A 15592-nucleotide genomic window follows, 5' to 3' on the forward strand; every position below is an offset into this window, starting at 1 on the left:
CTGAACTGGCCTGTTTTTTTCACATTTTAACAGGTAGGTGAAAGAAATGAACAAACGTATCTATGAAACCTTAGAGTTTTCTTCTGTGAAACAAATGGTGGCACAATACCTCCAAACAGCACAAGGGGAAGAAGAGTTAGGAAATTTAATCCCAAGTACTGATGAAACGGTTATCAATAGTTGGTTAAATGAAACGGCAGATGGATTAAAAGTCCAGCGTTTACGCGGTGGAATACCCATTCCTAAGATTGAAAATATTCGGCCGCAAATGAAGCGAATTGAAATTGGAGCAGACTTAAATGGTAGTGAATTAGCGCAAATTGCGCGGGTTTTATCCACAACCGGACAGGTCAAAAAATTTATCGTCGATTTAGCCGATAGTGAAATTGAGTTTTTGCGTCTTTATGATTGGAATGACCAATTAGAAACGATGCCAGAACTAACACGACGCTTGCAAAGTGCAATTGACGAAGATGGCTATGTCACCGATGAAGCTTCACCAGAATTAAAAATTATCCGCAATAACATTCGGCGAAGTGAACGAACGATTCGAGAACAGTTGGATGGGATTTTACGTGGAAATAATGCCCGCTATTTAAGTGACACGATTATTACGATGCGAAATGATCGTTATGTAATTCCCGTTAAACAAGAATACCGCGGTGTTTTTGGCGGTGTTGTTCACGACCAAAGTTCTTCTGGTCAAACGCTTTTTATTGAGCCAAAACAAATCGTTGAATCAAACAACCGTTTACGGCAACACCAAATCAATGAACGACAAGAGATTGAACGTATTTTAGCTGAACTTTCAGCTGAGTTGGTTCCTTATCAAAAAGAGATTCTTCACAATGCTTTTGTCCTAGGCAAATTTGACTTAATGAATGCGAAAGCGCGATTTGCAAAAGAGTTAAAAGCAGTCGTGCCAACCATTAGTTCAGAAAATCATGTCTTTTTCAAACAAGCGCGTCACCCGTTAATCAATCAAGATATTGTCGTTGCCAACGATATTATGATCGGTAAAGACTTCCAAGCCGTTGTGATCACGGGTCCGAATACTGGTGGGAAAACAATTACCTTAAAAACGTTAGGGTTGTTGCAATTAATGGGGCAGTCGGGGTTACCAATTCCCGTTGCAGAAGATAGTCAAATGGGAATTTTCCATGAGATATTTGCAGATATTGGTGATGAACAATCCATTGAGCAAAGTCTGTCTACTTTTTCTTCTCACATGACCAATATCGTTTCAATTTTAGCCAAAGTAGACAAAGACAGTTTAGTTTTATTTGATGAATTAGGAGCAGGGACAGATCCGCAAGAAGGAGCTGCGCTAGCCATCGCCATTCTAGATGCATTAGGCGCAAAATCTGCTTATGTCATGGCGACTACCCATTATCCAGAATTAAAAGTTTATGGCTACAATCGGAGCAATACGATTAATGCGAGTATGGAATTTGATGTTGATACATTGAGTCCCACCTATCGTTTGTTAATTGGCGTGCCCGGGCGTAGTAATGCTTTTGAAATTTCAAAACGCCTTGGTCTAGATGCGCAAGTTATTGCGGCAGCTAAACAAATTATGGATGGGGAAAGTCAAGATTTAAATGAAATGATTGCCGATTTAGAAAATCGTCGTAAAATGACAGAAACAGAATATCTAGAAGTACGGCATTACGTGGATGAAGCTGCTAAATTACAACAAGAATTAAAAGAGGCCTATAGTTATTTCTTTGAAGAGCGGGAAAAAGAATTAGCCAAAGCAAAAAAACAAGCCAACGAAATCGTTGATGAGGCTAAAGAAGAAGCAGAAGTGATTATTTCTGATTTGCGTAAAAAACAATTGGCTGCAGGTCAAGGGGCAGTTAAAGAACATGAGTTAATTGATGCCCGCAGTAAACTAGATAATTTGCATCAAACAGAAGATAATCATTTGAAGAAAAATAAAGTCTTACAAAAAGCCAAACAAGCTAAAAAATTAAAAGCTGGCGACGAGGTGCTGGTTGCTTCATATGGTCAAAGGGGAATCTTGATTAAAAAAATGAGCGATCGCAATTGGCAAGTTCAGTTGGGAATTTTGAAGATGACCTTACCTGAAAGTGAACTGCAAAGTGTCGCACCTGTAAAAGAGCCGGTGCAACGTGTTGTTAGCACTGTCCGTTCTGATAACAGTAGTCATGTCGCAACCCAACTTGATTTAAGAGGTAAGCGGTATGAAGAAGCATTAAATGAAGTGGATCAGTATTTAGATGCGGCTATTTTAGCGGGCTATCCGCAAGTAACCATTGTTCATGGTAAAGGTACAGGCGCATTGCGGCAAGGTATCACAGATTATTTGAAAAATCATCGCAGTGTCAAAAGCTTTGAATTTGCACCGCCAAATCAAGGTGGAAATGGTGCGACCGTAGTAAAGTTTAAATAACTTTTAAATTAATCCAATTCAAAAAAATGTGAAAGAATGCAGTGTAGCGCACTTTTTCAAAAGCTGTTGTTTACACTTACCAATTGTAAGCAAAAAATTATCATCCCTAACTTTTCAGTGCTATACTCTTTTTTAGAGAGATAATACATCTTATTTAAGGTTATCCTTTGGGGAAATCCAGTTGAGAAAATGCGCAACGCAAAATCGGAGGGAATAATATGTCAAAAGCAATTACAGATGCAACATTTGCAAGTGAAACAGATGAAGGTTTAGTTTTAATCGACTTTTGGGCAACTTGGTGTGGTCCTTGTCGCATGCAAGCGCCAATTTTAGATCAATTAGCAGCTAGCCATGATGAAGACGAGTTAAAAATCGTTAAAATGGACGTGGATGAAAATCCTGAAACACCAGCGCAATTTGGCGTAATGAGTATTCCAACTTTGTTACTAAAAAAAGACGGCGAAGTTGTGGATAAAGTAATTGGTGTGCATACAAAAGACCAATTAGAACAATTAATCGCATCACATTTGTAAAATTCAGTTTTATTATTTAAGATTGGGACAAAAGCCAGCTTGGCTTTAATCCCAATCTTTTTTTCATTCTTAAGGGAGTATAAAATTTTCACATCTAAAAACGTTAAATTAAAAGCACTAGCGATGTCTGGCTTCACAAACTAGCTTTATCGGCAATAAGCGAAAATTTTGTTAAGTCTGAGGAGCGACTGAACAAAATTTTAGTCTTATTGCAAAAAAGCTGAGCGAGTTTGCGAAGCCTTTTTTAGTTGGTCGGGAAGTAGAAAAATAAATTTGCACCAATCAGATAGCTGGCCGTAAAATTTAAAGTGTAATGAAGTTCTTTTTCTGGCAGATAATGGTGTCAATTAACTATTTTTCACTTATCCATAAAAAAATTAGATTAACTGGTTGCATTTTTAATACAAATCGTTTATATTATGTGTGTAAACGGTTACATAAGGGAGATGGTGAACAAATGGCAACGATTCGTGATGTCGCAAAATTAGCAGGATTATCCGTCGCAACAGTTTCAAGAGCAATCAACGGGAGTGGTTATGTTAGTGAAGAGTCTCGTAAAAAAATTGATAATGCCATAAAAGATTTGGATTTTCGTCCCAATGAAGTGGCACGCTCTCTCTATCAAAAAAAATCAAAATTGGTGGGATTATTATTACCGGATATTTCTAATCCTTTTTTCCCATTATTGGCAAAAGGTGTCGAAGATTTTTTGCAGGCAAAAGGTTATCAAGTTATTTTAGGCAATGTCCAAGAAAATCCTGAACGCGCTAATGATTATTTACACGCCTTTAATCAAAATAACGTGGCTGGTGTATTATCTGCTGTAGATAACGACTATGCTTTTTATGACAGTGTTCATCCCCTAGTGTTTTTAGACCGTGTAGGCAAGGATTCAGAGTATTCCATTCACGCCGATGACGTGGCTGGCGGTGCTTTAGCAGCTACAACGGTTTTAAAAAGAAAGACAAAAGAAATTATCGTCATCTCTGGTCCTAAAGAAATTGATCGCTCCCAAGAACGACTACAAGGAGTTTTGAGTGTTTTAAATCAACAAAAGAGTAATTATTATATCGTGAACTCTGCTTCTTTTTTATTGGAAGATGCAATTATTACAGCACAAGCGGTGTTTGAACAATTTCCTCAAGTTGATACTGTGATTGCTCCTAGTGATATTCATGCGATTGCGCTTATTCAAGAGGCTTACCGCCGGAATATCAAAGTGCCCGATGCCCTACAAGTAATCGGCTACGATGATATTCCAATTAGTAATTTGGTGGTACCGCCGCTAACGACGATTCATCAGCCGGCTTATGAAATGGGATATAAAGGTGCTGAGATGTTGTATCAGTTAATGAACGGACAAAAAGTGATGCAAAAAAAATTAGTCTTACCAACTCGTTTAGTCAAACGGGATACTTTACGAAAGAAGGAAGCACAATGAAAATTACGGTTGTAGGAAGTATGTCGACAGATTTTGTGGTTACTACAAACATTAAGCCTGATCAAGGCGAGACTGTTTTTGGTGAAAAATTTGCGACTGCATTTGGCGGTAAAGGTGCCAATCAAGCAGTAGCTGCCAGTCGTTTAGGTGTGGAAGTGGCGATGGTTGGTGCAGTTGGCAGTGATGATTTTGGTACAGCAATTTTAAACAATTTAGTAGAAAATGGGGTTGATGTAAGTTGTGTGGAACGGGTTACACATGCTGAAAGCGGTTCTGCCCATATCGTATTATACGATCATGATAATAGCATTATTGTCATTCCTGCTGCTAACAACGAGGTAATGCCTAGTAATATTGAGAGATTCGCATCGCAGTTGTTAAATAGTGACTTAGTTATCTTACAAAATGAAATTCCCCAAGCAACAAATGAAGCAATTATTGATTTTTGTTGGGAACATGGCATTAAAACTTTGTTAAATCCTGCACCAGCCCGCCCCCTTGCAAAAGACTATCTTGAAAAGATAACTTATTTAACTCCTAATGAACACGAATCGGCAATTATTTTTCCTGATCAAAGTCGCTCACAGGTATTAGCAAAATATCCCAATAAGTTAGTGATTACCCTCGGGGCAATGGGGGCAATTTATCACGATGGTAAAAAAGAAGAAATTGTACCGGCTTTTGAAGTGCAACCTGTTGATACAACAGGGGCAGGAGATACGTTTAACGCTGCGATGGCAACTGCTTTACTATATGGCTTGAAGATGTCAGAAGCTTTGCGTTTTGCCAATTTGGCTGCTGCAATTTCTGTCCAAGGCTTTGGTGCCCAGGGCGGTATGCCGACACTAGAAAAGATGAAGGAGCAACCTCAATATGAAAAAAAATGGCATTTTAAATAGCGAGATTACAAAAGTTTTAGCTGATTTAGGTCACACAGATCAAATTACTATTGGGGATGCCGGACTGCCGGTACCCCATGGTGTAGCAAAAATTGACTTAGCTTTAAAGTTTGGGCTACCGAGTTTTAACGATGTATTGTTGGCGGTGCTTTCAGATATGGCAATTGAAAAGGTCGTTTTAGCAGAGGAAATTAAAACGCAAAATGCCCAACAATTACAAGCAGTTTTGAAAGCGCTGCCTAAAGGGGTGGAAATTGTCTATGTTTCTCACACAGAATTTAAAAAGCAAACGCAAAATAGTAAAGCCGTTATTCGTACTGGTGAAGTAACGCCTTATTCCAACATTATTTTACAGTCTGCTGTCATCTTTTAAGGAGGGAATAACATGTACGTTGAAATGAAAAACATTTCAAAGTCTTTTGGCACAAATCAGGTTTTACGGGATGTCAGTATTGAAATAAAAAGCGGTGAAATTCACGCCTTGATGGGTGAAAATGGTGCAGGAAAATCAACGCTAATGAATATCTTGACCGGTTTGCATAAAAAAGATTCTGGAACGATTTTAATTGATGGACAAGAAAAGACATTTTCAAGTCCTAAAGAAGCGGAAGAGTTTGGGATTAGTTTTATTCATCAAGAAATGAATTCTTGGCCACAAATGACCGTATTGGAAAACCTATTTTTGAACAACGAACTAAAGACTCCCTTTGGTTTATTGGATACAAAGAAAATGCGAGAAATCGCCTTGCACCATTTTGCTCAGTTGGGAATTTCACTTGATTTAGATAAAGAATTAGATGAGCTATCAGTCGGGCAACAGCAAATGATTGAAATCACCAAATCTTTAATGACCGATGCAAAAATTTTGATTATGGATGAACCTACCGCCGCCCTTTCTGATATGGAAATCAAAGCCTTATTCAAAATTATTTACCAATTAAAAGCACAAGATGTCGCAATCGTTTATATTTCCCACCGAATGGAAGAGATTTTCCAAATCAGTGATGAAATCACCGTGATGCGAGATGGTCTTTCCATTGATACGACAAAAACCAGTGAGACAGACGTCAATGAAGTAGTTCGCAAAATGGTGGGACGCGAAATTTCAGATTATTATCCTCAAAAAACGGCTATCATCGGAGAAGTCGTCTTTACAGCAGCGCACTTAACCGGTGCAAATGGGGTTTTCAAAGATGTTTCCTTTAACGTTAGAAGTGGTGAAATTGTAGGTTTCTCAGGTTTAATGGGGGCTGGTCGTACAGAAATTATGCGGGGAATTTTCGGTTTAGATCCTTTGGAAGAAGGAACTATCACGATTGAAGGTGAGTCAAAAAAAATCGAGTCCCCGGCTAAATCTATTCAAAATGGTATTGGCTTTTTAACAGAGGATAGAAAATCAGAAGGCTTAGTCTTGGACTTCTCTGTGTTAGATAATATTAGTCTGCCTTCCATTGACGGCTTTGTAAAAAATGGCTTGATAGATAAAAAAACAGAAGCAGAATTTGCCGAACTATTAATTAAACGACTTCTAATCAAGGTGCAATCTGAGGATGATATCGTTGGTGATCTGTCTGGGGGAAATCAACAAAAAGTTGTTTTAGCCAAATGGATCGGTGCTGGACCAAAAGTATTGATTTTAGATGAACCGACCCGTGGAGTAGACGTGGGTGCTAAACGTGAAATTTACCAATTGATCAATGAATTAGCAGATCGCGGGGTAGCAATTATCGTCGTTTCCAGTGACTTGCCAGAAGTAATGGGAATAAGCGACAGAATCTTGGTCGTTCACGAGGGCAGGATTAATGGTGAATTGCAAAAAGTAGATTTTGACCAGGAAAAAATTATGACTTATGCAACAGGAGGAAAATAAAAATGGAGAATAAAAAGAACGTCGCTAAAAAAAGTAATTTTGATGCAGCAGGTATTATTGCAAAATTAGGACCATTACTTGCGCTTATTGTCTTGGTCATTGTCGTTTCTGTTATGAATCGTGAATTCTTAAATCCCAACAATCTGTTGAACTTATTGCGGCAGGTTGCTGCCAATGGTTTTATTGCTTTTGGAATGACATTTGTCATTTTGACTGGTGGAATTGATTTGTCAGTGGGCTCAACACTCGCTTTATCCAGTGCATTAACAGCCGGTTTTATCGCCAATGGTATGAGTGCACCTTTAGCCGTTTTACTTGGGCTTTTAACCGGAGCGATTTTAGGAGCTATTAATGGGTTATTAATTTCAAAGGGAAGTATGGCACCTTTTATTGCTACCTTGGCAACAATGACGATTTATCGCGGTGCAACACTTGTTTATACAAAAGGGAATCCTATTACCGGTTTAGGGGATAGCTTTTTCTTTAGCTTTTTAGGTCGGGGCTATTTATTTGGCATTCCTTTTCCAGTAGTTTTACTGTTTATTATGTTTATTGTTCTTTTTGTTCTTTTGCACAAAACGGCTTTTGGTCGTAAGACTTATGCTATCGGTGGCAATGAAAAAGCGGCTTTTGTTGCGGGGGTCAAAATCGATAAAATCAAAATTTTGATTTATTCGCTATCCGGTTTAATGGCTTCAATTAGTGGGATGATTATCACCTCACGTTTAAATTCTGCCCAACCGACAGCTGGTCAGTCATATGAAATGGATGCAATTGCGTCTGTAGTTTTAGGCGGAACTAGTCTTTCAGGGGGGAAAGGACGTATTTTTGGTACTTTAGTCGGGGCTTTGATTATCGGTACTTTGAACAACGGGTTGAACCTATTAGGTGTTTCTAGTTTTTATCAACAGATTGTCAAAGGGATCGTAATTGTGATTGCGGTTTTACTTGATCGTAAAAAGAAATAAACCCAGATAACTAAAAATGTAAGCCCTTAAAAAAGCAACACACAATGGAAAAAATGGTTTTTAGGAGTGAGCAAAAAGCTTAATCCTTTAAAAGAAATTCACTCATATGAGGAGGAAGAAATGATGAAAAAATTTTTCGTATTCGCAGCAAGTGTACTAATGTTGGCAGGATGTGGCGCAACTGGTCTAGAGGGCGGCTCAAGTAGTTCTGAAGGTAAAACAGATGACAAAAAACCGGCTGAATTAACTGTCGGAGTTTCTGTTTCCACGTTAAATAATCCCTTCTTTGTCTCATTACGTGACGGAGTTCAAAAATTGGCTGATGAAAATAAAACCACAATTAAAGTAGTCGATGCCCAAGACGATACAGCAAAACAAAGTAACGATATTGATGATTTAATTCAACAAAAAGTTGATGTTATTTTAGTTAATCCGGTCGACTCTTCAGCAATTGTGCCAGCTGTGGAATCTGCTAATAGTGCCAACATTCCTGTAATTGCGATTGACCGTAGCAGTGATGGGGGTAAATTATTAACGACTGTTGCTTCAAATAACGAAGAAGGCGGTAAAATGGCAGCCCAATTTATCATTGAAAAATTAGGTGAAAATGCAAAAGTAGCAGAACTAGAAGGCGTACCAGGGGCTTCTGCCACACGGGAACGGGGTAAAGGTTTTGATGATTACGCTAAAGGGAAATTAAATGTAGCTGACAAACAATCTGCTAACTTTGACCGTGCTAAAGGATTGACAGTGATGGAAAACATTTTACAAGCCCACTCTGACTTGCAAGGTGTCTTTGCACAAAATGACGAAATGGCATTAGGTGCTTCAGAAGCAGCAAGTAGTAAGGGAAAAGACTTTATCATTGTTGGCTTTGATGGAACAGAAGACGGCTTAAAAGCGATTAAAGATGGTAAAATGAGTGCCACAATTGCTCAAAAACCAGAAGAGATGGGAAAATTAGCCTTGCAAGCTGCATATGATCACTTTGCTGGTAAAAAAGTGGATGAAAAAATCGACTCACCACTTGATTTGGTAACTAAATAAAGAGATAAATTCTAAATGAGGCTACGCTAAAACATCATTTACACAAAAGGAGGTGTGACAAGATTTTTGTCACACCTCCTCTTTGTGTAAATCATAGTCGCATCAAAATAATAAAAATCCCTGCAAAGTGTGCAACAGTTGGAGCTAAAAGACTGTCTCTTAGAAGTCTATTGAAAAAAGTAAAGCAAGTACAAAAAAGCATTAGTGGTTATTTACAGCAGTTTTACGTATGTAACAAAAGGTCTTACAGTCATAAATTGAAGGATTGAAAAATGCTTTCTCATATTTTTAGGATCATCTGATTTATGGTCAGATGCGATTAGTTAGAAAATGTTCTTTATTTGTAAAAAGAAAAATTTAGCAGCTTTATGACATCTTCTTTTGGCTAAAAAAATAGTAGAAATTTATTTTTCTGACAGGTTCTCACTTCTGTTTTCCTTAACTGGCGGTTATAATTGATTTGTAAAGATAAAAAGAAAATTAAATATAAAGGAGTAGACAATGAAAAAAAACAAATGGGTTAAAGTATTGTTGGTTGCAAGCATTTTAACGACTTCATTGCCGCTGAATGCTTGGGGGCAGACAGCTACACCGCAAACGAGTGAGTCAAGTTCAGCTGCTACACAGACACAAGCAGATACGAGTTCTGCTAATGGGGAAAGTGAGTTAAGTCAATCAACAACAGCGACGAATGCGACAACTTCCAGCGCAACACAAACAACGCAAACAACGCAAACTTCAACAACACAAGCAACACAGAGCAAAACCACCGAAACTTTTGAAAATAGAACAGAAACTACCACGACAGCAGATACGCTTCAAATCAAACAGGCTGACGTGCTTGAAACTTTGGTAGGCAAGAAAGAAAGTTTAAAAACATATGCCAAAATTAAAGCAGGAGATGAATTTTTCTATCAATTAGATTCTCAAAACCAGTTTGTAAAAAAGGAAAGCTTGGCTGCTTATCAGGGGAATGTATACCGAGTAACAAATCGCGCAAAAACCAGTGAAAATCGGGAAATGATCCAAATTGTCCAAGCAGATGGGAATAATTCTGAACTTGGTTGGGTGCCTGAAACTGCGTTGTCGCTGCACAATGGTAGCTATGTGACAAAAACAGGCTATGTTGCTGTAACTACTAAAAATTTAAGCGTTCAATCAGACGTCTTCACCGCAGCTAAAAATCAAAATTTTAATGGTAAAACATTACAATATCGCGAGATTTACACCGTTAACAAAAAAGAGTACTACGCTTTATACAACAATCAAAATCAATTTTTAGGCTTTGTTGCAAAAGGCAGTGGGCTAGATCTAAATACTAGCCCTGGAGGAAAATATTATGCCAAAAGCAGTTATGGCACCTTTATGCAAAAAGGTAAAATACGCTGGAACAATTTTTACTTTAATAGTGTTCGCGGCAATACAACCTCCTATTATGGTAAAACGGTCAAAATTAAAGGTTATTATCAGCATTTTAATGGCAAAACCTACTATACAGTTTATGAAAATAAGAACAACAAAGATAGCTGGGTAGGGTATATAGAAGCAAAAGATATTAAATTAGCAGCTGGTAGTCAAGGTGTGTACCAAAGCTTGAATCGCTATGTGACGATCACCAATAAAAATTACACGACGTGGAGTAGTTTTGGCTGGAAAAAAAGAAGTACTACAGCTACTATGCTAACAAAAACGTATCTTGCCAAAGGAATGTATCGTCATTACAATGGGGCAACGTATTACAGCTTAAGTGACAATAAGGATAAATGGGCGGGCTATTTGAATGCCAATGCGGCAAAACAAGCCAATAATGCAGGGGGGATTGCCCAAAAAGAAAATCGTAAAGTAAAAATTACTTCTAAAACTGCAACTTTTTGGCGTAACTTTAATTGGCAGAAAAAAGACAGTGCCGCTAAATATTACGGTAAAGTTTATACTGTAAAATGCAAGTATCGTCATTTTAACGGGGCCTGGTATTACTCTATTTACAATGGGAACACGTGGATTGGTTATTTAAATGCGGGCTTTACCGGTAATCCCCATACGATTTATAGTACTAAAAATATTAACCGCTACGTGCGCATGAACGCTAATTCGGGGAATTTTTATAGTCAAGCTGATCCTAATAGCAGTAAAAAATCAGCAAAGAAAACGTATAAAGGCTATATGGTGCAGGCGATAAAAGAAGCGAAAACAAGTGGCGGGACATACTATTATGTGACACTTCCTGGGGGGGCTTTGGGGTGGCTAAAAGCAAGTGAGACGACCAATGTTCATAATCGCTATTACATGTATACCACCGGCGGCAAGTATCCTTCTTTAAAGGTCAAAAACTTAAATATTCAAGTTTCGGTAAAAAAACAGCGCGTATATATTCGTTCGGGTTCTAAGACGATCTATACCATGCTTTGTTCAACAGGCTTAGGGTTATGGCCGAATAATTTAAGTACACCATATGGTAATTTTAAAATTCAAGCCGAACGGGGCTCATCTTTTTGGTATGCAGGGTCGGGTGGTGCCTTTTACCGCTCTTACCATCAACACGGCGTCTACTTGTTCCATACGGTTCCGATTGCCTATCCTGGTACTACCAGTGCCTTTAATCATATTGAAGGAATGAAATTGGGGCGCAGAGCTTCCCATGGCTGTATTCGGATGTCTGTGGCAGATGCCAAGTGGTTTTATTACAATATGCCGGGAAATACGCCGGTTAAAATTTATTATTAGAAAAAAGATTTAGGCAGAGGCATCGTGTCTTTTCCTAAATCTTTTTTATTTTTTGCAGGTGAACAATTTATATGAGCAATTCTTGTTTAGCATGGTTCTAAAAATAAAGTTAGCTTTACTAGAATTTAAAAAAAGGATTGTGGTGTTTTTATTGGGCTGTGGCAGATGCGCCAATTTTTATTTTCGTTGACGCCCATGTTATAATTGGTAGGTATTTTAAGAAAGTTGATAAAAATGAAGTGGGTGAAATTACGCGTGAATGAACGGATTAAAAATAAATTAGCACTCTTACCCGATCAGCCTGGCTGTTATCTGATGAAAGATAAAAATGGTACGATTATTTATGTCGGAAAAGCCAAAATTTTAAAAAATCGTGTCCGCTCTTATTTTACCGGCAGTCATGATACAAAGACAGAACGGCTTGTATCTGAAATTGAAGATTTTGAATATATCGTCACCGAATCCAATATTGAAGCATTGTTGTTGGAGATTAATTTAATTAAAAAAAATGATCCCAAATATAATATCATGCTAAAAGATGATAAAACGTATCCCTTTATCAAAATTACCAATGAAGCTTACCCGCGGTTACTCATTACCCGGAAAGTCTTAAAGGATAAAGCTTTGTATTTTGGCCCGTATCCTGATGTTGGTGCGGCAAATGAAACCAAAAAACTTTTAGACCGACTTTTTCCATTACGTAAATGTAAAGTTTTACCAAAAGAAGTGTGTCTGTATTATCACATGGGACAATGCTTAGCTCCTTGCGTTTTTGATGTACCGACAAAAGTTTATGAAGAAATGGTAGCCGAAATTAAACGCTTTTTAAGTGGAGGCCATACAGAAATTCGCGCTAATATCGCAACGGAAATGGAAGAGGCCGCAGCAAATTTAGAATTTGAAAAGGCCGCAGAATTACGAGATCAAATTAAAGCCATTGATACCGTGATGACGAAACAAAAAATGACGCAAACTGATTTTATGGATCGTGATGTTTTTGGTTATGCGATTGATAAAGGCTGGATGTGTGTTCAGGTCTTTTTTGTCCGTCAGGGAAAACTAATCGAACGAGATGTTTCAATTTTTCCTTTCTACAATGATGCACAAGACGACTTTTTAACGTATGTCGGGCAATTCTATCAAGAAAATGAACACTTTATTCCAAAAGAAGTTTTAATCCCTGATGATATAGATTTAGCGTCGGTTGAAGCATTGTTACAGACGAAAGTTTTACAACCTAAACGGGGAGAGAAAAAGAAACTAGTAGCATTGGCAAATAAAAACGCTGGGGTTGCTTTAAAAGAAAAATTTGATTTAATTGAGCGTAAAGAAGAGCGGACAATCGGTGCAATCGAAAGTTTAGGCAATGCGATGCAAATTCCAACGCCAGTGCGGATTGAAGCTTTTGATAACTCCAATATTATGGGGACTAACCCAGTATCTGCCATGGTGGTTTTCATTGACGGTAAACCAGCCAAAAATGAATACCGTAAATACAAGATTAAAACTGTAACCGGTCCAGATGATTATGCTTCCATGCGGGAAGTCATTTATCGCCGCTATGCGCGTGTCTTAAAAGAGAATTTGCCTTTTCCTGATTTAATCATTATTGATGGTGGTAAAGGGCAAGTGGATGCTGCCCGGGAAGTTTTGGATAATCAATTAGGTTTAGATATTCCGATTGCCGGTCTTGCCAAAAATGACAAACATAAAACCAGCGAGATGCTCTTTGGTCAGGACTTAGAAGTGGTACCGTTAGCTCGCAATTCACCTGAGTTTTTCTTGCTCCAACGCATACAAGACGAAGTTCATCGCTTTGCCATTACTTTTCACCGCCAACTTAGAAGTAAAACGAGTTTTGCTTCTAAGTTAGATGATATTGCTGGCTTGGGACCAAAGCGCAAAAAAGCATTGTTAAAAGAGTTCAAATCTCTAAAAAATATTCAAAATGCTTCTATTGATGAAATTCGCGCAATTGGTATTCCCGAAGCTGTAGCCAAAACCATTCAAAGTGCTTTAGCTGCTGAGACAAAGCCAAAAGAATAATCAAGTAAAAGTGGAGATCACTCCCTACAAGTAAGCAAATTTTTAATGTTTTGCTTGTAGGGGTGATTTTTTTGTTGCCTAGAGATGCAGTAGCATTTTACTGTCACACACAAAAAGCGGCTATATTAGCTGGTTAATCTGAAAAAGTAACTTTTTTTTCAATAACTTCGTGAGAAAATGCACAATTAACTGGTAAAATTAAAATACATTAGTTATAATATTTTATATTTTGTGAATATTTTGAATAATATTGGAGGTTATTATGGGAATTGAGGGACAAACAGTGGTTTTATTTATAGCCAGCTTGGGGATTATCGTTTTAGTTATGGTTTTGTGGATTACACTGGGGCAAAGAAAACGCATTACGAAATTGCAACGTGAACAAGAAGAATTTGCCGATAAACAAGAAAAACAATTGGCACAACATTATCATTCGATGAATCAGCTGAGTATTGAAACGATTGATGACAGTCGCCGCTTACTGGCAGGGGAAAAAGAGGCGCGTGGTGAGTTATACGATCATTTTAAACTTGAGCTGCAAGAGCATACTGAATTAATGTTGCATGAAGTAAAGCGTGTTGAAGAATTAGTGAAAAATGAATTAAGCCAGCTAAGTGATTGGCAGATCCAAATTGCACAACAAGTTGCTAATCAGCAAACAGATCAAAACGAGTTTGTTGATTTTGTTGATGAAAAATTAACAGCTTTTGCCACACGGAGCCATGGTCTACCAGAGCAAATTGAACAAGTAATTGGCAAGATGAATCAATTGCGTCAATTACAGCAAGAATTGGCAGAATTTAATCAACCTTTAAAAGTTGAAAAATGGGATGCCCATAAAAAAGGAAATCACAAAAAACGGCAACAATTAGTTGAAGAAGCAATTTGATAGAGATAAAACAAAAATAAAAAAATTCGGGGTAAGAGTCGTGGGGAGACTTTTATGCCGAATTTTTTTAATTATTTAACTCAAAAGGACGGATAAATTTTCACAAGCATAATTCAGCTTAAAGACAAAAAAGTACTTACGTTAATTTAGCCGCAATTTTCATAAAAGCTTTTAAAACGGTGATTTTTTTAGCGTGTACTGCTTTTTTTGACATGTACCGTTTTTTTTTCGTTGTTAAATAAAGGAGGTAAAAAAATGTATCTAATCGTGAGTCCTAACCAATTGGGTTACTTTAAACCTACGACAATAGCGCGACGCTTAAAAGCTTTTCTAAAAGAAGAAGGCGATGTCAAAGTTTTTTTAGGGCATCTGCATTTTATTGAAGTTTGCCATAAATTATTTGTGAAGATTGCACCACTGGATGTTACCCTTTATCAAAAAGAAGTTGATGCTATTTATGAAAAAAAGACGTGGAATCATTATCTGGCTTATTACTTTTACAAATTACGTTTATTCTTTAAAAATGAAAAGTGGCTTTTTTTGTTGCACGCATACCGCAGTTATCAACGTCAATTTCTTCTTTTATACATTGCCTGTCAGCAAATACAAGAAGTCGCTAAGATAAGGGATGACAAGGCAGCACAAATTCTAGCTAGAAAGTTAGGCCTACTCAAGCTTCAGAAAAACACGAGTTAAGATTTAGGATAAAAATGAAAGAAAGGATACAATTTTTTTATAATTGACAGCGGTTCTTGACTA

The 15592-nt window shown here is 37.6% G+C and carries 12 protein-coding genes; all 12 read left to right on the forward strand.

Features of this window, described 5'->3' with window-relative positions:
• Positions 1-46 precede the first annotated feature (46 nt).
• Positions 47-2416, forward strand: a complete 2370-nt coding sequence (locus P3T75_RS03905) for an endonuclease MutS2 (RefSeq protein ID WP_282462265.1) — start codon at positions 47-49, stop codon at positions 2414-2416.
• Between the two features lie 218 nt (positions 2417-2634).
• A complete protein-coding gene (trxA, locus tag P3T75_RS03910; protein WP_206905164.1) occupies positions 2635-2949 on the forward strand; it encodes a thioredoxin in 315 nt (104 codons plus the stop codon).
• Between the two features lie 421 nt (positions 2950-3370).
• Positions 3371-4390, forward strand: a complete 1020-nt coding sequence (locus P3T75_RS03915; protein WP_282462266.1) for a LacI family DNA-binding transcriptional regulator — start codon at positions 3371-3373, stop codon at positions 4388-4390.
• On the forward strand, positions 4387-5289 hold the full coding sequence (rbsK, locus tag P3T75_RS03920; RefSeq protein ID WP_282462267.1) for a ribokinase: 903 nt from the start codon (positions 4387-4389) through the stop codon (positions 5287-5289). Before P3T75_RS03915 ends, rbsK begins: the two co-directional genes overlap by 4 nt.
• The gene (rbsD, locus tag P3T75_RS03925) at positions 5264-5662 is read left to right on the forward strand and encodes a D-ribose pyranase (protein WP_282462268.1); all 399 of its coding nucleotides are present in this window, start codon (positions 5264-5266) and stop codon (positions 5660-5662) included. The genes rbsK and rbsD overlap by 26 nt, the downstream gene beginning before the upstream one ends.
• Before the next feature lie 12 nt (positions 5663-5674).
• Positions 5675-7159, forward strand: coding sequence for a sugar ABC transporter ATP-binding protein (locus tag P3T75_RS03930; RefSeq protein WP_282462269.1), 1485 nt, complete (start codon positions 5675-5677; stop codon positions 7157-7159).
• A 2-nt stretch (positions 7160-7161) separates the two neighbouring features.
• Positions 7162-8127, forward strand: a complete 966-nt coding sequence (locus tag P3T75_RS03935; protein ID WP_206905147.1) for an ABC transporter permease — start codon at positions 7162-7164, stop codon at positions 8125-8127.
• Positions 8128-8247: 120 nt separating this feature from the next.
• A complete protein-coding gene (locus P3T75_RS03940) occupies positions 8248-9174 on the forward strand; it encodes a D-ribose ABC transporter substrate-binding protein (RefSeq protein WP_282462270.1) in 927 nt (308 codons plus the stop codon).
• 501 nt (positions 9175-9675) lie between these two features.
• Positions 9676-11898, forward strand: coding sequence for a L,D-transpeptidase family protein (locus P3T75_RS03945; protein ID WP_282462271.1), 2223 nt, complete (start codon positions 9676-9678; stop codon positions 11896-11898).
• 255 nt (positions 11899-12153) lie between these two features.
• On the forward strand, positions 12154-13944 hold the full coding sequence (gene uvrC / locus P3T75_RS03950) for an excinuclease ABC subunit UvrC (RefSeq protein WP_282462562.1): 1791 nt from the start codon (positions 12154-12156) through the stop codon (positions 13942-13944).
• A gap of 262 nt (positions 13945-14206) precedes the next feature.
• The gene (locus P3T75_RS03955; protein WP_282462272.1) at positions 14207-14833 is read left to right on the forward strand and encodes a hypothetical protein; all 627 of its coding nucleotides are present in this window, start codon (positions 14207-14209) and stop codon (positions 14831-14833) included.
• A 255-nt stretch (positions 14834-15088) separates the two neighbouring features.
• Complete coding sequence (locus P3T75_RS03960) at positions 15089-15529, forward strand: hypothetical protein (protein WP_282462273.1); 441 nt, start codon at positions 15089-15091, stop codon at positions 15527-15529.
• Positions 15530-15592 lie beyond the last annotated feature (63 nt).

The organism is Enterococcus montenegrensis, assembly GCF_029983095.1.
Classification (GTDB): domain Bacteria; phylum Bacillota; class Bacilli; order Lactobacillales; family Enterococcaceae; genus Enterococcus_C; species Enterococcus_C montenegrensis.